At 71.7% G+C, this 19,919-nt stretch carries 13 protein-coding genes; 7 read left to right on the top strand and 6 right to left on the bottom strand.

All coding sequences use genetic code 11. The features are described from left to right. Nucleotides 1-144: 144 nt before the first annotated feature. Genes ACQP2E_RS29020 through ACQP2E_RS28995 form a run of 6 tightly spaced genes read left to right on the top strand, consistent with a single transcriptional unit; the run spans nucleotide 145 to nucleotide 11,383 of the window. Complete coding sequence (locus ACQP2E_RS29020) at nucleotides 145-3,450, top strand: DUF4132 domain-containing protein (protein WP_433826123.1); 3,306 nt, start codon at nucleotides 145-147, stop codon at nucleotides 3,448-3,450. Continuing rightward, entirely contained in the window at nucleotides 3,447-4,556 is a 1,110-nt protein-coding gene (locus ACQP2E_RS29015) for an ATP-binding protein (RefSeq protein ID WP_433826122.1), read from the top strand. The genes ACQP2E_RS29020 and ACQP2E_RS29015 overlap by 4 nt, the downstream gene beginning before the upstream one ends. Continuing rightward, entirely contained in the window at nucleotides 4,553-6,856 is a 2,304-nt protein-coding gene (locus ACQP2E_RS29010) for a DUF5682 family protein (RefSeq protein ID WP_433826121.1), read from the top strand. The genes ACQP2E_RS29015 and ACQP2E_RS29010 overlap by 4 nt, the downstream gene beginning before the upstream one ends. A gap of 25 nt (nucleotides 6,857-6,881) precedes the next feature. Beyond that, entirely contained in the window at nucleotides 6,882-8,000 is a 1,119-nt protein-coding gene (locus ACQP2E_RS29005) for a VWA domain-containing protein (RefSeq protein WP_433826120.1), read from the top strand. Then, nucleotides 7,997-10,198, top strand: a complete 2,202-nt coding sequence (locus ACQP2E_RS29000) for a hypothetical protein (RefSeq protein WP_433826119.1) — start codon at nucleotides 7,997-7,999, stop codon at nucleotides 10,196-10,198. Before ACQP2E_RS29005 ends, ACQP2E_RS29000 begins: the two co-directional genes overlap by 4 nt. Nucleotides 10,199-10,246: 48 nt before the next feature. After that, nucleotides 10,247-11,383, top strand: a complete 1,137-nt coding sequence (locus ACQP2E_RS28995) for an acyltransferase family protein (RefSeq protein WP_433826118.1) — start codon at nucleotides 10,247-10,249, stop codon at nucleotides 11,381-11,383. Here the strand turns inward: ACQP2E_RS28995 and ACQP2E_RS28990 are convergent. From ACQP2E_RS28990 to ACQP2E_RS28970, 5 genes are all read right to left on the bottom strand, one after another. Then, a complete protein-coding gene (locus ACQP2E_RS28990) occupies nucleotides 11,370-12,392 on the bottom strand; it encodes a hypothetical protein (RefSeq protein WP_433826117.1) in 1,023 nt (340 codons plus the stop codon). The genes ACQP2E_RS28995 and ACQP2E_RS28990 overlap by 14 nt on opposite strands. A 53-nt stretch (nucleotides 12,393-12,445) precedes the next feature. Next, a complete protein-coding gene (egtD, locus tag ACQP2E_RS28985; protein ID WP_433826116.1) occupies nucleotides 12,446-13,402 on the bottom strand; it encodes an L-histidine N(alpha)-methyltransferase in 957 nt (318 codons plus the stop codon). Beyond that, nucleotides 13,399-14,133: an ergothioneine biosynthesis protein EgtC gene (gene egtC, locus ACQP2E_RS28980; RefSeq protein WP_433826115.1), complete on the bottom strand. Its 735-nt coding sequence runs from the start codon at nucleotides 14,131-14,133 to the stop codon at nucleotides 13,399-13,401. Before egtC ends, egtD begins: the two co-directional genes overlap by 4 nt. Continuing rightward, complete coding sequence (gene egtB / locus ACQP2E_RS28975; RefSeq protein WP_433826114.1) at nucleotides 14,133-15,428, bottom strand: ergothioneine biosynthesis protein EgtB; 1,296 nt, start codon at nucleotides 15,426-15,428, stop codon at nucleotides 14,133-14,135. The genes egtC and egtB overlap by 1 nt, the downstream gene beginning before the upstream one ends. A gap of 63 nt (nucleotides 15,429-15,491) precedes the next feature. Next, complete coding sequence (locus tag ACQP2E_RS28970; protein WP_433826113.1) at nucleotides 15,492-16,667, bottom strand: glutamate-cysteine ligase family protein; 1,176 nt, start codon at nucleotides 16,665-16,667, stop codon at nucleotides 15,492-15,494. A gap of 222 nt (nucleotides 16,668-16,889) precedes the next feature. Between ACQP2E_RS28970 and ACQP2E_RS28965 the strand changes: the two genes are divergently transcribed. Beyond that, a complete protein-coding gene (locus tag ACQP2E_RS28965) occupies nucleotides 16,890-19,136 on the top strand; it encodes a glycoside hydrolase family 3 N-terminal domain-containing protein (RefSeq protein ID WP_433826112.1) in 2,247 nt (748 codons plus the stop codon). Between the two features lie 7 nt (nucleotides 19,137-19,143). Here the strand turns inward: ACQP2E_RS28965 and ACQP2E_RS28960 are convergent, their stop codons facing one another. After that, the gene (locus tag ACQP2E_RS28960) at nucleotides 19,144-19,818 is read right to left on the bottom strand and encodes a winged helix-turn-helix transcriptional regulator (RefSeq protein ID WP_433826111.1); all 675 of its coding nucleotides are present in this window, start codon (nucleotides 19,816-19,818) and stop codon (nucleotides 19,144-19,146) included. Nucleotides 19,819-19,919: the final 101 nt, after the last annotated feature.

Here is a 19,919-nt window from a genome sequence, read left to right as displayed (position 1 = left end):
CCTTTTCAGACGCCGGCTCCGGACACCGGCGCGGGCCGGCCGCCTGCGCGGCCCGCGCCGGAGTTGCCTCAACTGTCGCCGACCCATCGGCGGTTGTCCATGGCGGTCAGTTTTTTGTCGGACCGGCTCGCTAGGGTTCCGGCCATGCTTTCGTTCGCGATCCCGTCCGCCTGGCGCCGGTTCGTGCTGCCGCGCCGGGCCGATGCCCCGCCGATGCCGGGAGTTCAGGCTGCTCGAGTGGGCCATGCCGCCGAGCTGCTGAGCGCGTTCCAGGGTGACGTGCTCTCCTCGCTCGTGCACCCCGGCACCCCGGCCGACATCTCGGCGGCCGGCCGGGCCTACCTCTCCGGCGACCCGGCCGCGCCACCGCTGGGCGCCGGCGCGGTGGCTCAGGCGATCTCCGGGATTCTCGGGTGGAGCAGGCTGGACGAGGCCGAAAGCTTCGGTGACTACTGGCGCGACCGGCACGGGCTCGCCTTCGCGGCCGCTGCGACGGCCGAGCTCGCCGGGCTCTACCCCGGTGACTTCGGGGTGAGCCGCCCGATCACGCGGGGCGTGCCCGACCGGGACGCGACGGGTTACTCGACAACCCTCGCGGTCCGGATCGCGTACCGTCTGCGGGCTGCCGTGGCCGCCGCGTCCCCGGAGGAATACGAGCAGGTCGTGACGGGCCTGGCGGCCGTGCGCGGCGAGGCGCTGCCGCAGCGTGCGGTGATCTCGGTGCTGGTCCCCGACGAGGCGGCCTGGGGTGAGGAGGTCGTCGCGCGGGTCCTGCGCCGCACCGACCGGCCGGCGCTCAAGCTGTTGATGCTCACCGTCGTGACCGACAGTGACCTCGGGCTGCGGCTCGCCGAGGAGACCAGCACCTGGCAGGTGACCCACGACTCGCAGCTGCTCTATACGTTCGTGGCCGGCGTCGGCGACGCGTCGGTGCCGGCCCTGACCCACTGGCTCGACGACCACAGCACCGCCGACGGGCAGAAAAAGCTGCTCGCCGCGCTTGCCGCGATCGGCACCGACGAGGCGTTCGCCGCGCTGGCCGAGCGTCTCGACCGGCCGCACGTGCCCGGTGCCGTCGCCGACGTGTCCGCCCGGCATCCGGAGCGGGCGCTGCGGGTGCTCGCGGCCTCCGACCGCCCCGCCGCCACCCGGTTGCTGCGCACCCAGGTGGCCAACCAGATGGACCTCGCCGCCGAGGTCCACCCGGCGCTCGACGGCCCGGCCGCCGAGCGGCTCGGCGCGGTCCTCGCCGCGCTGGGCGCGGCCTCGGCGGACAGCGCCGACCCGGCCGGCCTGCCGCCGATCCTGATCGACCCGCCGTGGGCCACCCCGGTCACCCGCAAACCGCTTGTCGTCACCGGGCTGGTCGCCGGCGATCCGGTGAGCGTCGACTGGTTGGCGGGCGAGCGGGAGTCCTGGTCGACCAGCAATTGGGCCCGCCGGCACGGCGGTGACCAGGACTTCGCGGCGGTGGCCCGCCGAGTCGGCACCTCCGGGTCGAACCGGTGGGACGAGATCTATTTCTTCCTGGTGGCGCCCGACGAGTTCACGCTTGACCTGATCGAGCGCTGGCGCCCGGCCGACGCCGGCGACATCGGCGACTGGGGGCGGGCCGTCCTTGCTCGTTACGGCGTGGCCGCCGTCCCGGCGCTTGTCGACTGCGCGCGGCGGGCGCCGGCCACCACCGTGCCGGTCCTCGCGCCCATCACGTCGCCGGAGATCGCCCTGCTGATGGCCGGCTGGCACCAGCGGCTCCGATCGGTCCGCAAGATCACGACGGCCTGGCTGGCCCGGCACGCCGCCGCCGCGGCCCGGGCCCTGGTGCCGGTCGCGGTCGGACCGGTCGCGGGCAAAGCCGGCGCGGTGCGCGCCGACGCCGAGGCCGGTCTGCGTGCGCTGGCCGCTGAGGGCGGCGCCGATGAGGTGCGCGCCGCGGCGGCGACGTTCGGGCCGGAAACCGTCGCCGCGGTCGAGGAGATCCTGGCCGTCGACCCGCTGACGATCCTGCCCAAGACGATTCCGGCGCTGCCCGAGTGGGCCAACCCCGCGCTGCTCCCGCCGATCCGGCTCACCGGCGGTCGCGGCGCACTGCCCGCCACGGCGGTCGGTCACGTGATCACGATGTTGGCGATCTCCCGGCTCGGTGAGGCGTACCCGGGGCTGGCGGTGGTGACCGCCGAGTGCGAGGCGGGTGACCTGGCCGAGTTCGCCTGGGTGTTGTTCACCGAGTGGCGCGAGGCCGGCCACCCGGCGAAACAGAACTGGGCTCTGGACGCTCTCGGCCTGCTCGGCGACGACGAGACGGTCCGCCGCCTCGCCCCGGTGATCCGCGCCTGGCCCGGTGAGGGCGGGCACGCCCGCGCGGTGTCCGGCCTCGACGTGCTCGCCGAGATCGGCACCGACGTCGCCTTGATGTACCTGCACGGCATCTCACAGAAGGTGAAATTCCGCGGCCTCAAGGAGCGCGCCCAGGAAAAGATCGCCGAGCTGGCGGCAGCGCTCGGGCTCAGCTCCGACGAGCTGGCCGACCGGCTCGTGCCCGACCTGGGGCTGGACGCGGACGGCAGCCTCGTCCTCGACTACGGGCGGCGGCAGTTCACCGTCGGCTTCGACGAGCAGCTCAAGCCGTTCGTGGCGGACGCGGCGGGCAAACGGCTCACGACCCTGCCGAAACCGGGTGCGCAGGACGACGCACAGCTCGCGCCGGAGGCGTACCAGAGGTTCTCGGCTCTGAAGAAGGACGTCCGTGCGATCGCGGCCGATCAGGTGCGCCGGCTCGAACGCGCCATGGTCGATCAGCGTTCGTGGACCGGCGACGACTTCCAGCAGTACTTCGCGGGGCACCCGCTGCTGCGGCACCTGGTGCGGCGGCTCGTCTGGCTGCGCGTCGACGAGTCCACCGGCGTGCGCCTGGCCGAGGACGGCACGTTCGCCGGCGTGACCGACGAGGGCGTGACCCTGCGCGACGACGAGCGGATCGCGGTGGCGCACCCGCTCAAGCTCGGCGGCGAGCTGGCCGCCTGGTCCGAGGTCTTCGCCGACTACGAGATCCTCCAGCCGTTCCCACAGCTCGGCCGGGATGTCGAGGCGCTCACGCCGGAGCAGATCGAGGAACGGCTCGGCCAGGGCTTCCTGGGGATCACCGTGCCCACCACGAAACTGCTCGGCCTGGAGCGGCGCGGCTGGCAGCGCGGCGCACCGCAGGACGCGGGTGTGCAGGGCTGGTTCGAGCGCGACATCCCCGGCGACCTGAGCCTGGTCGTCGAGATCGACCCGGGCATCGCGGTCGGCGCCCTGGACGTCCTGCCCGACCAGACGATCCGCGAGGTCTACGCCGAGGCCCGGTCCGGCAACCGCTGGCACCGGCGTGACACCGCGAGCCGGCTGCGCGAGCTCGACCCGATCGTCGCGGCCGAGGCGCTGCGCGACCTGAAAGAGGTGCTGTCGTGAGCTCTGCCGTCGAGGTCTCACCGGGCCGAGCCCAGCGACCACCGGCCGAGGTGCGGTTTACCGACGAGCTGGCCCGGCTGCGGGCCGCCGACGACGCGCCGAAACCGCCCGGCTGGGCGCTGAGCCTGCGGGCCGCGCGAGCGTTCGTCGTCGGCGACGCGAAACTCGGCGTGGCCCGCAAGTTCGTCGGCGACCCGTCGCTCATCGACCGTGCCCTGGTCAGCCTCGCCACCAGCCGTGGCCTGCTGCTCGTCGGCGAGCCCGGCACCGCGAAATCGCTGCTCTCCGAGCTGCTCGCGGCGGCCGTGAGTGGCGACTCGACGCTGACCATCCAGGGCGGCGCGGCCACCACCGAGGACCAGATCAAGTACTCGTGGAACTACGCGCTGCTCGTCTCCGAGGGCCCGACCGAGCGGTCGCTGGTCCCGGCGCCGCTGCTGCGCGGCATGGCGCAGGGCAGCACCGTGCGGTTCGAGGAGATCACCCGGTGCCCGCTCGAGGTGCAGGACTGCCTGCTCTCACCGCTCTCCGACCGGGTGATGGCGGTTCCGGAGCTGCCCGGTGACGCCGGCATGGTCTTCGCCCGGGACGGCTTCAACATCATCGCCACGGCCAATACCCGGGACCGCGGCGTCAACGACATGAGTTCGGCGCTGAAACGGCGCTTCAACTTCGAGACGGTCTTCCCGATCGCCGACTTCGACACCGAGCTGACCCTCGTCGAGTCCGAGGCGACCGAGCTGCTGCGCCGCTCCGGGGTCACCGCCCCGCCGCGACGCGACGTGCTCGAAGTGCTGGTCACGACGTTCCGGGAGCTGCGTACCGGGCGGACCGCCCGCGGTGACGAGATGGAACGGCTGTCCTCGGTGATGAGCACCGCCGAGGCCGTGTCGGTGGCACACGCGGTCGGGCTGCGCGGCTGGTTCCTGCGCGGCACCGCCGGAGACGCCGCCGACCTGGTCTCCTGCCTGGCCGGCACCGCGGCCAAGGACAACGCCGAAGACCTCGCGAAACTGCGGCGATACCTGGAACAGCACACCTCGTGGCGCAGCGGCGGGCAGTGGCGGGAACTGCGGGACGCGCGCCGGGAACTGCCGGGCGGATGAGCCTCACCGTCGTCGGGGTCCGGCACCACAGTCCGGCGTGTGCCCGCCTGGTCGGCGAGACCATTGCCGAGCTGCGCCCCGCGTACGTCCTGATCGAGGGCCCGGCCGACATGAACGACCGGATCGGCGAGCTGCTGCTCGGCCACCAGTTGCCGGTGGCGGTCTTCACCAGTTACGCGGACGAGCACCGGCGGCACGGGTCGTGGGCGCCGTTCTGTGGTTACTCGCCGGAGTGGGTGGCGCTGGCCGCCGCGCGGGAGACCGGCGCCGTTCCGTTCTTCATCGACCTGCCGGCGTGGCACGACGCGTTCGCCGACCGCAGCAATCGTTATGCGGACGCCGAGCAGCGGTACGCCGAGGCGGTCGAGCGGCTGTGCACGGCGTTCGGGGTGGACAACACCGACGCGCTCTGGGACCACCTGGTCGAGATGGAGCCCGGCGAGGGCCTGGCCGACCGGCTCACGGCGTACTTCGACCTGATCCGTGGCGAGGCGGCGGCCGGGTCGTCGGACACAGCGCGCGAGGCGTACATGGCGGAGTGGATCCGCGCGGCGGTCCGCGCCGCCGGTGACCGCCCGGTGGTCGCGGTGGTCGGCGGCTTCCACCGTCCGGCCCTGCTCCGCCTCGCGGCCGGGTTTTCGCCTGCGGAGCCTCTCCCGGCCGGCGCTTCCGCACTGCCGCCGGCGGCGAGCGGGTGGCCGGAGGTGCCGAAGCCGCCGGAGGGCGCGGTCGGTGGCAGTTACCTGGTGCCGTACTCGTTCCGGCGGCTGGACGCGTTCGGGGGTTACCAGTCCGGGATGCCGTCGCCGGAGTACTACCAGCGGCTCTGGGAGGACGGGCCGGCCGAGGCCGCCCGATACCTGGTCACCGCTGTCGCCGGGCGGCTGCGGGAGCGAGGGCAGCCGGTCTCCACGGCCGACCTGATCGCCGCCCGGACCAGCGCCGAAGCGCTCGCCCGGCTGCGCGGGCACCGCCACCCGGCCCGGGTCGACGTGCTCGACGGCCTGGCCGCGGCCCTGGTCAACGAGGCGCTCGACGTGCCGCTGCCGTGGTCGGTGCGCGGGACCCTCACGGCCGGCCAGCACCCCGCGGTCGTCGAGATGACCACGGTGCTCAGCGGCGACCGGGTCGGCCGTCTGCACCCGGACACCCCGCTGCCGCCGCTCGTGCACGCGGCCACCGCCGAGCTGGAACGCCACCAGTTCGACCAGCCCGGCGAACCCGGGCTCGACCTGCTCGAACCCGAGGATCGCGAGCGTAGCCGCCTGCTGCACCGGCTGCGGGTCCTCGGCGTGCCCGGGTACGCCCGGACGGCCGGCCCGGCCACCGGCATCGACCCGGTCCTCACCGAGCAGTGGCGGATCCGCAACGACGAGAACCGCCTGGTCGCCCTGATCGAGGCCGGCGGTTACGGCCCGACATTGGAAGCCGCCGCGACGGCCCGGATCGGGCAGCGTGTCGACGACGCCGGCAACGACCTGGGCCAGCTGGCCGACGCGCTGTTCGACGCGGCGTTCTGCGGTGTCACCGAGCTCGCCGGTGACCTGCCGGACCGGCTGGAACGCGGCGTCGCGGCCGGCACCGACCTCGGCGAACTGGGCCGGGTGCTCACCGTGGTCCTCGCCCTGTGGCGGCACGACCGGATGCTCGGGACGGCCGGCAGCGACCTGCTCGGCGCGGTGGTGGCCGGTGCGACCCGCCGGATTCTCTGGCTCGCCGAGGGCTGGCACGGTGCGGGCCTGCCGGCCGATCTGCCACGGATCCGAGCCGTCGTGGCGGTTCGCGATGCTGTCCGGCATGCCGAGAGGGCCGGCGTCGACCGTACCCACGCTTGGGGAATCGCGGAGCGCGTCGCGGCCGACCGGGCCGCGCCCCCTGACCTGCGCGGCGCCTTTTACGGCCTGGCCCGGCTCCTGTCGCAGGACACGTCCGACCCGGGGCCGGCGGTGCGCGGGGCGTTCACCGGTGGCTCGGCCGGCGACTGGCTGGCGGGACTGTTCGGCGTGGCCCGGGAATCGGTCCTCGCGCCGGGCGGCATCCTCGGGCTGCTCGACGAGCTGGTTCGCGGGATCGGCGCCGACGAGTTCCTGCTGGCGTTGCCGGCGCTGCGGCAGGCGTTCGAGTTCTTCCCGCCCCGGGAACGCGTCACGATCGCGGATCAGCTGCTGGAGATGCGCGGGCTGGGTGGTTCCGGGCGCGATCTGCTCCGGGCGAGCGTGCCGCCGGAGATCGTGGCCGCCGGGCTGGCGCTGGACGAGACGGTGCAGGAGCGGCTCACCCAGGCGGGGTTGCTCCGATGATCTTTTTCGGACTTGGAGGCGGCCGGTGAGCGACAGTGGGCTGGAGCGTTGGCGGCTGATCCTCGGTGACCCGGCCGACGGCAGCCTCGGTGCGCTCGCCGGTGACGCGGCCGGGCGTGACGCGGCGCTGGACTGGCTGTACGGCCGCGACGAGGAGTTGGACCGGCGGGACATCCGGCGCAGGCAGGGCGGCACCGGTGGGTCCCGGCTGACCACTGTCGACTGGCTGGACGACATCGTCCGGCTCTTCCCGAAGGAGACCGTCGAGCGGTTCCAGCGCGACGCCGTGGAACGGTACGAGGTTCACGACATCGTCACCGACCCCGCCGTGCTGGAACGTATCGAGCCGAATCCGGGGCTGCTGCGCGCCGTTCTGCGTACCAAACACCTGATGAACCCGGAGGTCCTGCGCCTGGCCCGGCGGATCGTCGAGGCGGTGGTGCGTGACCTGACCGAGAAGCTCGCGACCGAGGTGCGGCGTAGTTTCTCCGGGGCGCGAGCCCGCCAGCCGACCCGGTTCAAACAGGCGAGGGACTTCGACGCGCGGCGGACCATCCGGGTGAACCTCGGCCACTACGACCCGGAGAAGCGGCGGCTGTCCGTCGAGACGCCGTACTTCCTGGCCCGCAACCGGCGGCACCTCGCGCCCTGGCAGGTGATCCTGCTGGTCGACCAGTCCGGCTCGATGCTGCCGTCGGTCATCCACTCGGCGGTCACCGCGTCCTGCCTGTACGGCCTGCCCGGGGTGAAGACCCACCTGATCGCTTTCGACACCGAGGTGGTGGATCTGACGTCGGACGTCAGCGACCCGGTCGAGCTTCTGATGAAGACCCAGCTCGGCGGCGGCACCGACATCGCCCGGGCCGTCCGGTACGCCGCCCAACTCGTTGAACGACCCCGCCGCACGATCGTCGCCATCGTCAGCGACTTCTTCGAGGGCGGGTCCGAGGCCGCTTTGGTACGCGCGGTGCGCGAACTCGCCGACCAGGGCAGCACCGTCCTGGGGCTGGCCGCCCTGGACGAGCAGGCCGACCCGGCCTACGACCGCGCGTGCGCACAGAGGCTGGCGGACGCCGGGGCGTGGATGGGCGCGATGACACCGGGCCAGCTGGCCGAGTTCGTGGCGGAGAGGGTGGGCCGGTGAGCACCGGATCGTTGCCGGTTCGGGAGGATCTGCTCGCCCTGGATCCGGATGCGCTCGCGGCGCTCGCCAACCGTGGCCTGGTGAAGCGGGCCGCGCGCGAGGTGGAGCGGGAAGCACCCGAGCTGTCGGCGGGCGAGGGTTCGACAGTGGTCGCCGAGTTCGCCGACGGGATGCGGACGGAACTGCCGGCGGGCGGCCTGGAACAGGGAAGCTGCTCGTGCGGCGCGACGGCGGTCTGCCGGCACGTGATCGCGCTGATCCTCGCCTACCAGGCCACAGCCGGAGCTGCCCGAAGCCCGGCCGGCGCTGCTCCGGACCCGGCTGGCGCTGCCCCGGGATCGGCTGTTCGGGGGTGGTCGCCGGGGGAGTTCGGTGACGAGGAGGTTGTTTCCCGGATCGGGGCGCGGCTTGTTGCCGCTGCGCGGCGGGCGGAGCGGGCCGGCTATTCGGCACGGGTTCGGCGGGGGACCGTCCCGGTGGTGGAGCTGCCGTCGGCGACCGTGCGGTTCCTGGTGCCGGGTGACCTCGGTTATGTGCACACCGACGCGCGTGCCGGGGTACGCGACGACGTCATCGCGCTGGCCGTCTGGGCCTTCCGGGTCGCCGACGAGCTGCACCCGGGCGAACCGGAGTGCCTCGTCGACGTGGGCGGCGCTGATCCGGGACCGGCCGGGCCGGGTACCGGGCTCGAACCGGTGCTGGAGTTCGCCGCCGAAGTCCTTCGGCACGGTGCCGTGCACGCCGGCGAAGGACTGGCCGCCTCGGTCGCCGGGCATCTCGGCCGATTGGAACGGGCCGGCTTCCGCTGGCCGCTGGACGCCACGGCCGAGCTCGCCGACCAGCTCGCCGGCTATCGGGAGCGCAGCGCCCGCTACGCCCCGGAGCAGCTCGCCGACCTGATAGCCGAACTCTTCGCCCGCCACCGAGCCGTCGAAGCGGCCCGGGCCAGCGCGGCGCAACCCCGCCACCGAGGCGTCGAAGCGGCCCGGGCCAGCGCGGCGCAACCCCGCCAGGAGCAGGACAACGCACAACAAAGCGGCCCTGATCAGGGCGGCGCGGGTCACGGCGTACCCGATCACAGCGACCCACCCCAAGCCGGCCGGGAGCTGCAGGCCGGCGGCGCTGGGCGCCACAGTGGCGGTGCGGGGCTGCGGGCTCGGGTTCTGGGCTCGGAGGAGTCGGCGGAGACGCCGTTGCGGCGGGTTCGGCTCGATGGGCTCGGGGCGCGGGTCACCGCCGTCGACGACCGGCGGGTGGTGGAGATCTTTCATGCTCAGGCGGCCACCGGGGTCGTCCTCGTCTCGCAGCGGGAGTGGACCAGCGAGGACGACGGGCCGGCTCTGGCGCGGCGGCGGGTCAGCGGGTCGACGGTGGGTGCGCTGGCGGCCGGTGTCGTGGTCACCGAGTCGGCGCTGCGCAACGCCAGCCGGGCCGTGCGGATCGCCTCCAGCCGGGTTGCGCGTTCCACCGTCACGGTCGGCACCGGGGCCTGGGACCGGCTGCCGCCCGGGCTGCTCACGCTCGACTACGCGCTGCTCGCCGCCGAGATCAGCCGGCTGCCGCCGCGGCCGGTGCGTGCCCGGGTGCGGGCCGAGCTGGTACGCGTTCTCGCGATCGCCGAGGTGGGCGAGGTCCGCTACGCACCGGGGGAGCAGCGGCTCACCGTGGAGATCCGGGATCGGGCCGGCACCACCGCGACGGTGGCGGCGTCACACACCGGTGTGGCGCCGGGCCGGATCGACGCGGTCCTGGCGGCGCTCTCCGGAAAGCACGGCACACCGCGGTACGTGTCCGGAAGTGTTCATCGGGGTGGAACCGGGCGCGGGCTGGTCGTCGACCCGTACGCGATCGTGGCGGATGGGCCACCGATCGTGCCGGACCTGGCCGGCCCCGATTCGGAGGCCGCGCAGATCTTGCCCCCAGCGGGTGAAAGGGAGAGCGATCCGCTCGCCGCAGCGGTCGGGCAGGCGCGCGCGGTGCTCGCGGAAGCGGCACACACCGGGCTCGCGCACCTGCCCGGCGTTTACCCGGACCGGCTGCGGGAGGCGCGGCAGACCCTCGCGCTGGTCGGGCTGCACCGGGTCGCGGGGGCGCTGGAGGGTGTCGCCGCAGTGCTCGGACCGGACCCGGGCGAGACCGCCGTGCGAGCCTGGGTGGATGCGTGGATTCGTGTCGGAATGGCAGCTGAACTGATGTGAACAATCGACGATTAATGATTTCATGGGGACCTCTGGTACCTTGCCCGGATGTCCTCGACTGCCCCCCAGCCGAGTTCCACAACCGTTTCACAGAAAAGCGAAAACGGTGGAACGCTGCCCTCGCTCACCGGCCTGAGATGGGTCGCCGCATTTCTGGTTTTCGGCTTTCATCTGTGCCTTGTCGAATATTTCAAACCTGGCCCCGAAGCGCGGATGATCACGGCGGTCTTCAAGCCCGGTTCGGTCGGGGTGTCGTTCTTCTTCATTCTTTCCGGATTCGTTCTGATGTGGGCCTGTCCGGGCACCGGTTTCCGGAAGTTCTGGTGGCGGCGATTCGCGCGCGTCTACCCGTTGCACATCGTCACGGCAATACTCGTGGCGATTCTTCTGCTTACTTACAAACCGTGGGAATTGCCGTCACCCTGGGTGGCCGTGGCAAATGTTTTCCTGGTCCAGGCGTGGTCGCCAGAACTTGATTACCTGCAGAGTCTCAACACGGTCAGCTGGACGCTCTCGGTCGAGGCGTTCTTCTATCTGACGTTCCCGCTGCTGGCGCTCGGGGTGACCCGGCTGGGCCGGCGGGGTGTCGTCGCGACCGGCGCCGGAGCCCTGGCGGTCACCGTGCTCGGACCTGCGGCAGGCCTGCTGTTCACGGGGCGCGAGCAGGTCGACTGGTTCTTCCACTGGACTCCGGTGGGCCGGCTGCCCGAGTTCGTCCTCGGCATCACGCTCGCGCTGCTGGTCCGTTCGTGGCGGCCGCAGCGGCTGCTCCCGCTCTGGTGTGCGGCCGGTGCGCTCACCGGGGGTGGTTACTTCCTCTCCATCCACGTGCCGGAACCCTGGGGGTACGCGGCCTGCACCATGCCCGGTTTTGCCCTGCTCCTGTTCACGGCGGCGGTGGCCGACCTGTCGGAGCGCTGGACCCCGTGGCGCAACCGCACGATGGTCCGGCTGGGCGAGTGGTCGTTCGCGTTCTACCTGGTGCACCTACTCGTGGTGCGGCTGTTCGAGGCGACGATCGGCTATCACCCGAAGTTCCCGCCCGGCAAGGGCGCGGCGCTGACCGTGGCGACGTTCCTGCTGTCCCTCGGCGCGGCCTGGCTCCTGCACGCGGCCGTCGAACGCCCGGCCCGGGGAGTCCTGCTCAAACGCCGCCGCAGACTGCCGAAGCTCAGACCGAGCTAGCCCAGGTACGCCACTCGTCGAGCCACGTCGTCTGCGCGGCCGATATCGCTTCCAGGCGGGCGTAGTCGGTAGGCCGCATGCCCTGCCGGCGCAGCCACGCCAGCTGCGCCGGGCGGCTGGGCACGTTCGGCCCCAGGCCCGTACCGAAGAGCAGTGTCTCGGACACCGCTCGCCCGCGCAGCGCCTCGTCGTCGCGGAACCACGCGGCCTCGTGGCTCAGGTTCGTCATCTGGTTGACCATGCTCTGCACGGCCTTTTCCGCCTCGACCTCCGGCTGGCCGGCCAGATCGGCCTGCCGGCGGACGGTCGCCCGCCAGAGCGCCGCCCAGTTCGACGAGAGCCGGGGCGGCGGACCGCCGTCGGCGAGCCAGCCGGCCTGGTCCCGTGCGGAACGGAGCGCTTCGTCCACCAGCAGCCGGTGAGGCTCGCCGGGCGGCGGGGCGGTGACGGCCGACGGATCGGGCGGGACGAACGCCGGCGGGGTGGGCACCACCGAGATCATCTCGTCGATCTCTGCCTGGTTGAGGGTGCGGATCTCGATGGCCGCGTCCCAGTCGCGGGCCACCACGCTGATCTCCACGTCACGCAGCGAGCAGCGCACCGCCCACCAGTGGTCGCCGGCGCGCAGCCGGCGGCCGGCCACCGTCCGGCCGTCGACCGTGACGGTGCGGTCATCGCCGGTCCACTCGACCGACGAGAACCGGTCACCGTTCATCCGCATGTGGTGTTCGAGCAGCTCACGCAGCGGACCGCCGGACGCCTGGGTGCCGGACCAGCGCGCTGTCTCGACACTCACCCAGGGACCGGCCGGCTCGATGGCGCCGAAGTCGACGCGTACGCATGTGGCCGCGCCGTTGAACGTCTCCCAGCCACCGAGCCTCGGCGGCGGGAGGGTGGCCGCCCCGACCAGGACCGCGACCGGGAGCGGCCGCATCCGCAGGGCCCTGCGGAGCTCGTCGCGGCTGGAGCGGATCAGGTCCTCGGCGCTGCTGAGTGGATCGAACTCCATGGCGAACCTCCTCGCTCCAGGCCAGTGTGGCACCGCGAGGAAAGGGCAGCATCTCAGAGAGCCTGGGCCAGGAGAACCCCGAACCACTCCTTCGGATCCGTCCACCAGTGACTCAGCTCGAATCCGGCCGCACCCAGCTCCGTGGCAAGCCCGTCGCGGCGGAACTTCGCGGACGTCTCGGTCCGCAGCTCTTCGCCGGCCGCGAACGAGACGGTCAGATCCAGCTCGGCGATCCGGACCTGCTGGGCGGCACCGGCCCGCAGCCGCATCTCGATCCACTCCTGCTCCGGGTTCCAGAGCGCCACGTGCTCGAAAGCATCGGCGTCGAAGCCGGCGCCGAGTTCCCGGTTCACCACGTGCAGGACGTTGCGGTTGAAGGCGGCGGTCACCCCGGCCGCGTCGTCGTACGCCGGGACCAGCACCGACGGGTCCTTGACCAGATCAGCGCCGAGCAGCAGCCACTCGCCGGGGTGCAGGGCCTGGCGCAGCGAGGTGAGGAACGCGGCGCGTTCGGCCGGGATCAGGTTGCCGATCGTCCCGCCGAGGAACGCGACGACGCGGTTGTCGCCGTCCGGCAGATGGCCGAGGTGCCGGGCGAAGTCGCCGACCACGCCGGTGACGGTCAGCCCGGGATAGTCGGCCGTGAGCGTGTCGACCGACGACGCCAGGAAGGACGCGGAGACGTCGAGCGGGACGAACGATCCGAGGGTGCCCCGGCCGAGCATCGCGTCGAGCAGCAGGCGGGTCTTCTCCGACGAGCCGGAACCGAGTTCGACAAGCGACTTCGCCTCGGTGATCCGGGCGATCGCCGGGGCGGCATCAACCAGGATGGCCCGTTCGGTACGCGTCGGGTAGTACTCCGGAAGCCGGGTGATCTCCTCGAAGAGCGCGCTGCCACGGGCGTCGTAGAACCACTTCGGCGGCAGCCATTTCGGGGAATCGGTCAACCCGGCCCGCACGTCGGCGCGGAGCGTCCGGGCGACATCGTCGTCGTCCAGCAGTTCGATCACGTGATCTCCCAGTACGAAGCGGTGGCAACGACCAGGCGGCCGTCGGGAACGGACTTCCAGTTCGGCAGGGCGTCGAGCGGCTCGGACGCGATCAGCACCGCGTCGTCACGGGCACAAACGGACAGCGCGTGCCCGGCCGTCGTCGCGATCATCTGGGTGCCGTCGGTGAGCAACAGGTTGAGCCGTGATCCGGGTGCGACGGCGAGGACCTCGTCGACGACGGCGGACACGGCTTTCGCGGGGTGGTCGCCGGCGCGGAGCTTCGCGCGTACCAAAGCCCATAAGGCCGCGGCGTCGGTGGGCGCGTCCAGAGTGAGCAGGTCTTCCACCGGAAGATCGCCGGCGAGGCCGGCGATCGTGCCGGGCCAGCCGCGCACGACGCCGTTGTGGCTGAAGAGCCACTTCCCGTCGGTGAACGGCGCGGCGGCGGTTTCGGTCACCGGCATGCCGACGGTCGCTGAACGGACCGCGGCGAGAATGGCGCCCGACGAGGTGGCAGCGGCGAGCGCGGGCAGGGCGGTGTCCGACCAGATGGGCATGGAGCTGCGATAACGCACGGGCGCGTCGGCGCCGGGCGGAAACCACCCGACGCCGAAGCCGTCCGCGTTGATGGTGCCTCCGCCGCGCATGTCACGCGGTGCCCACGCCTGCGTGGCCAGCGCATGGGGAAGGTCGAACAAAAAGCCCTTCATGGGTACGGGCGGACCCAGGTAACCGAGATGCCGGCACATCATGCGTCCCGTGCGAGGCGGAAGCCGCTGAAGATCTGCCGCCGGATCGGGTGGTCCCAGTTGCGGAAGGTGCTCCGGGCCGCTGACGCGTCGGTGCCGAACGACCCGCCGCGCAGCATCTTGTAGTCGCCGCCGAAGAAGACCTCGGAGTATTCGCGGTAGGGGAACGCGGTGAACCCGGGGTAGGGATCAAAATCGGACGCGAGCCACTCCCAGACGTCACCGATCATCTGGTGTACGCCGGCCGGCGAGGCACCGTCCGGATAGGCACCCACCGGAGCCGGCGACAGGTGCCGCTGGCCGAGGTTGGCGTGCCGGGCCTCGGGTGTCTCGTCGCCCCACGGGAAGCGGCGGGAGCGGCCGGTCGCCGGGTCGAAGCGGGCGGCCTTCTCCCATTCGGCCTCGGTGGGCAGTCGTTTGCCGGCGAAGGTGGCGAAGGCCTCGGCCTCGAAGTAGCAGACGTGAACCACCGGCTCGTCAGGATTTATCGGATTTATCCGTCCGAACTGGTTGGTGTGCCAGCCGCTCGGATCGTGTCGCCAATGAAGCGGGGCGACAAGTCCGGCTTTCACGCGATAAGCCCAGCCGCGCTCGCTCCACCACTGCGGGGAGTCGTAACCGCCGGCCGCGATGAACGCCTGGTACTGGCCGTTCGTCACCGGTGCCGCGTCGATGTGGAAGGCCGGCACGTCGACGGTGTGCGCCGGCCGCTCGTTGTCCAGCGCCCAGGCGTCGGTGTCGGTGCCCATCGTGAAGCGCCCGCCCGGGATGAACACCTCGCCGGTCACCCGCTGCCGCGACGGTGGCGGCGGGGGAGCGTTCAGCACCGGGTCGCCGATCCGCAGCTGATGGGTGGCGAGCATCGTCTCGTCGTGCTGCTGCTCGTGCTGCACGATCATGCCGAAGGCGAAGCCGTTGTCGAGCAGGCGCCGCTGCGGATCGAAGGTCGCGTGATCCAGCACGTCGAGGGCCTTGTCCCGGACCTGCGCCACATAGGCGCGGGCCTGCGCCGGGTCGAGCAGCGGCAGGGCGGGCCGGTCCTTGCGGGAGTGTTTGAACGCGTCGTAGAGCTCGTCGATGTCCTGGCGAACCGGGTCACGGCCGCCCACGTCCCGGACCAGCCAGAGTTCTTCCTGGTTGGCGACGTGCGCGAGGTCCCAGATGAGCGGGGACATCAGCGGGGAGTGCTGGCGGATCAGGTCCGCCTCGTCGACGGCTTCGGTGAGTGCGGTGGTACGGGCGCGGGTCTTCTCCAGCTCGGCGGCGATGGTCAGCCGCAGGTCCTGTGTTGTCACGTTCCCAATCCCTATTCTCAAGCCGCTGTTTTCTCAGGCCGCTGTTTCTGAGCCGCTGTTTTCTCAGGCCGCAACGCGTGCGACGTCGTGCAAGCGGCGGGCGAGGATGTCGGAGACGGTTTCCCGGACCGGCGTGGGTAACCCCGTGCGGTCGAGGTTCCGGCAGGCCAGTTCGGCCAGGGCGGCGGCGGATGCGCGTACCGCGGGGTCGGCGAGACCGGCGCGGGCGGCGGCGAGCCACCGTCCGGCCGACGGCGCGGCCGCCTCCCGCGCCTGGTCGACGAGCGAGTCGTCGGCCAGCAGCGTCACGAGCGTGGCCGCCGGAGCGATCCACTCGCTGCCGGGCTGGGTGTCCAGGTATCGGACTTCCAGGTATCCGCGAGGGCGTACCGGCGGGAAGAGGGTTCCCAGGTGGTATTCGACGTCGTCCACTGTCGGCGGGTCGTCGCTCGCGATCCAGCCGGCCAGGGTGAGGCCCGGTGGCGCGTCCCAGCTCTGGCCGGCGCGGCGAACGCAGAGCAGGGGGGCGTCGAGCGCGTACCGCGCCCAGTCGAGAGCCGGGTCGTCGCCGATCGGCACCGGCCCGGTGCGGCGTTGCTCCATGGCGAGCCAGGTCGCCATCCGGGCGGACGCCCAGCGGGTGTCGCGTCCGGCGTGCCGCCGCGAGTTCGCGAAGAGCGCGAGCAGCGCCGGCCCGGCCTCGTTCAGCACCTCCCAGCGTCCGGGAGCCGCGTCGAAGCAGACCTGGAGACCGGCGGTGCTGCCCATCATGGTTCGCCCGGCGCGGTCGAAGGCGCGTTCCATCGCCGCGTAACGAGGGGTGTCGAGAATGCGGCGCGGTGGCCGGTGGGGGTCGATGCCCCGGTCACCCAGGACGATGCCTGAGCGGGTGAGCAGTTCGGTGAGCGCGGCCTGTTCAGCGCTGACGGTGGCGTGCAGTCCGGCCAGATCGTCCGCCACGGCGGAGGAGATCTCGATCTGGCCGCCCGGTTCGACGGTGACAGAGCCGCCGCCGGGCAGTGGCTGGGGGTGGGGATTACCGAGGGTGGCGGGCGTGTGCCCGCCGAGTGCGGCGGCCAGGTCCTCTGCCCGCAGATACGCTGCGGGGTCGCCGGCGTGGTGGGTGGTCCATTCGAGCTCGACACCGACCCGTTGTGGGGGGCCGGTTTTGAAGCAGATCCCGGAGATGTGCTCCAGCGCTTCCTCGCTGGATCGCAGGATCCGGTCGTCGGAGTTCATGAGCGCCTCCTTCCTCACTCAGAGTCATTGCTCAACTTCGATGAGTGCGGCCTTCTAGCGACCATACCCACTTCTGCTGTGCGACGCTCCTCCCCGGGCATGTGTCGATCCTCTCGACGGGTGGAATGAACCCGCCAAGTTCCGGAACCGGGGCGGGGTGCCGGAACCGGTTCCGTACTGGAAGACTCCGAAACGTTCGTGTTCGTCAGACCGGAGGCACGTATGCCCGCAGACTTCCCATATCAGGATCCATCGCTCTCCACCGAGGAGCGTGTGGAAGATCTGCTGGGCCGCATGACGCTCGCTGAGAAAGCCGGGCAGATGTTGCAGCTCGATGCACGGCAGGACATCTCGGAGATCGTCCTGGAGAAGCTTGCCGGGTCCATCCTGCACACCTCCCCGGCGAAACTGGTCGAGGCCGCTGAGCTGGTCGCGCGTACCCGGCTGCGGATTCCGCTGCTCACCGCGGAAGACTGCATCCACGGCCACTCGTTCTGGCCGGGCGCGACGATTTTCCCGTCGCAGCTGGCGATGGCGGCGACCTGGGACTCCGCTCTCGTCGAGCGGGTGGCCAGGGCGACCGCGATCGAGGTCTCCGCGACCGGCATCCACTGGACGTTCTCGCCGGTGCTGTGCATCACCCGGGACCTGCGATGGGGCCGGGTCGACGAAACTTTCGGTGAGGACCCCTATCTGATCAGCGAGCTGGGCGCCGCGATGATCCGCGGTTACCAGGGCGACGGGCTCACCGACCCGACAGCGATCCTGGCGACCGCGAAACACTTCGCCGGTTACTCGGAGACCCAGGGTGGCCGGGACGCCAGCGAGGCCGACATCAGCCGCCGCAAGCTGCGGTCCTGGTTCCTGCCGCCGTTCGAGCGGGCCGTGAAAGAGGGCTGTGCCGTCTTCATGCTGGGTTACCAGTCGATGGACGGTGTGCCGATCACGGCGAACAAATGGCTGCTCAACGACGTTCTCAAGGACGAGTGGGGCTTCACCGGCACGCTCGTCACCGACTGGGACAACGTCGGCCGGATGGTCTGGGAGCAGAAGGTCTGCGCCGATTACGCGGAAGCCTCGGCCCGCGCTGTCAAGGCCGGTAACGACCTGGTCATGACCACGCCCGCCTTCTTCGAAGGCGCGCAGGAAGCGGTCGCGCGCGGCCTGCTGGGCGATCACGATCTGGATTCCGCGGTACGCCGGATCCTGCGCCTGAAATTCGCCCTGGGCCTGTTCGAGAACCCGCGCGCGCCCGACGCCGACCGCCAGCGTGCCGTGATCGGCAGCCCGGAGCACACCGAGCTGAACCTCGAGATCGCCCGCCGCTCGCTGGTGCTGCTGCGCAACGACGGCGTCCTGCCTCTGGAGCCGGCCGCCGGTCCGCGCCGGATCGCGGTGATCGGCCCGAACGCCGACGACGTCTCCGCCCAGCTCGGTGACTGGGCCGGCGACTCCGGCCAGGTCGACTGGATGCCGGACGGCCACCCGCGCGAGCTCACCGCGACAGTGCTGGACGGCCTGCGCGCCACCGTCCCGGCCGACTGGGAGATCGTCTTCGAGCAGGGCGCCGAGATCGAGCGCCTGGTCGCCGACCCCGAGGGCGAAACGTTTCCGGACGGCCAGCCGCGTCCGCCGATCTCCCAGCCGATCCCGGCCGACCCGGAGCGCATCGCGTCGGCCGTCGCGGTGGCGACCGCCGCGGACGTCGCGATCGTGGTCGTCGGCGACACCGTCAACCTGACCGGCGAGCACAAGTCGACAGCCACCCTGGAGCTGCAGGGCGGGCAGATCGCGCTGCTCGACGCGGTCGCGGCCACCGGCACCCCGATGATCGTCGTGCTGCTCGACTCGAAGCCGCACGTGCTGCCGCCCTCGGCACTGAACGCGGCAGCGCTGATCCAGGCGTTCAACCCGGGCATGCGCGGCGGGCAGGCCCTCGCCGAGCTGATCCTCGGCCACATCGAGCCGAGCGGCCGGATGCCGATCTCCGCGGCCCGGCACGTCGGCCAGCAGCCCATCTACTACAACCAGGTACGCGGCCAGCACGGCACCCGGTACGCGGACCTCACCCAGGACCCGCTGTTCGCGTTCGGTGAGGGGCTCAGCTACACCACGATCGGGTACGACGGGCTGACCATCGGCGAGCCGGACGTCGCGGCCGACGGGGTGGTCCGGGCGACGGTGCGGCTCACCAACAACGGGACCCGGCCGGCGCTGGAGACCGTTCAGGCGTACGTCAGCGACCTGGTCACCAGCGTGACCTGGGCCGGGCGGGAGCTGAAGGCGTACCGGCAGGTGACCGTGCCGCCGGGCGAGAGCGTGACGGTGGAGATCGAGGTGCCGGCGAGCGACTGCACCCTTGTCGACACCGATGGGGTACGCGTCGTCGAGCCCGGCGACTTCGAGCTGCTCGTCGGCAGGGACTCCCGCCTGTCCTCGCTGCTCTCCGCCAAGTTCCGGATCAGCTGAGACGGGTTCAGGGTTTGCGGACGCCGGCGAACGCGAACGGTTTGAACCAGCTGGGGAGGGCTCGGCGCAACTGCTCCGGGCCCTCGAAGGCCACGTCGCCCGCGCGCAGTGCCGAAGACCACGTCCGCTCACCGCGCCAGACGTCCGTGAGACACCGCAGGTCGGCGGTGACCGTCACGTCGATGTCGTGGCCGGGGTCGAAGTCGCAGAGGTCGGCCCCGTCCGGGGTGATCACCAGCCACCAGTGGCGGACCTGGCGCGCGGCGGCCGGGAACCGGAACCACAGCACGGTCCGGCGCGGCGGGACCGCGCTGTGGTCGACCATCCGGTGCATGTCCCAGAGCAGCAGTTTCGGGTCGAGGTCGCGGTCGCCGAGCTCGGGGATCCACCGGGTGCCCCAGACGCCGAGGGCGACCACGATCGGCTCCAGCTCCTGGCCGGCCGGAGTGAGTCCGTACTCCACCTCGGCCCCGAACTCCTGACGTGTCACCAGCCCGGCGGTGGCGAGCTGCTGCAGCCGGCGGGAGAGCAGGGACGGCGACATCCGGGGAAGCCCGCGGCGCAGATCGTTGAACCGGCGGCTACCGGCGAACAGTTCGCGGATCACCAGCATGGTCCAGCGCTCGTCCAGCAGTGCCATCGCCTTGGCCACCGGGCAGAACGACCCGTACGAAGCTCCCATGACCCGACGCTAGGCCGCGGCGACCGGAAAAGCCGTCCGGTAGCGGACACCCCAGGTACAGATCGTGTACTAGGCCGGCCCGGTGGTGGATTCCTACGGTC

The organism is Actinoplanes sp. CA-015351 (genome assembly GCF_050955685.1).
Taxonomy (GTDB): domain Bacteria; phylum Actinomycetota; class Actinomycetes; order Mycobacteriales; family Micromonosporaceae; genus Actinoplanes.
This window is presented reverse-complemented; position numbering and strand designations above follow the sequence as displayed.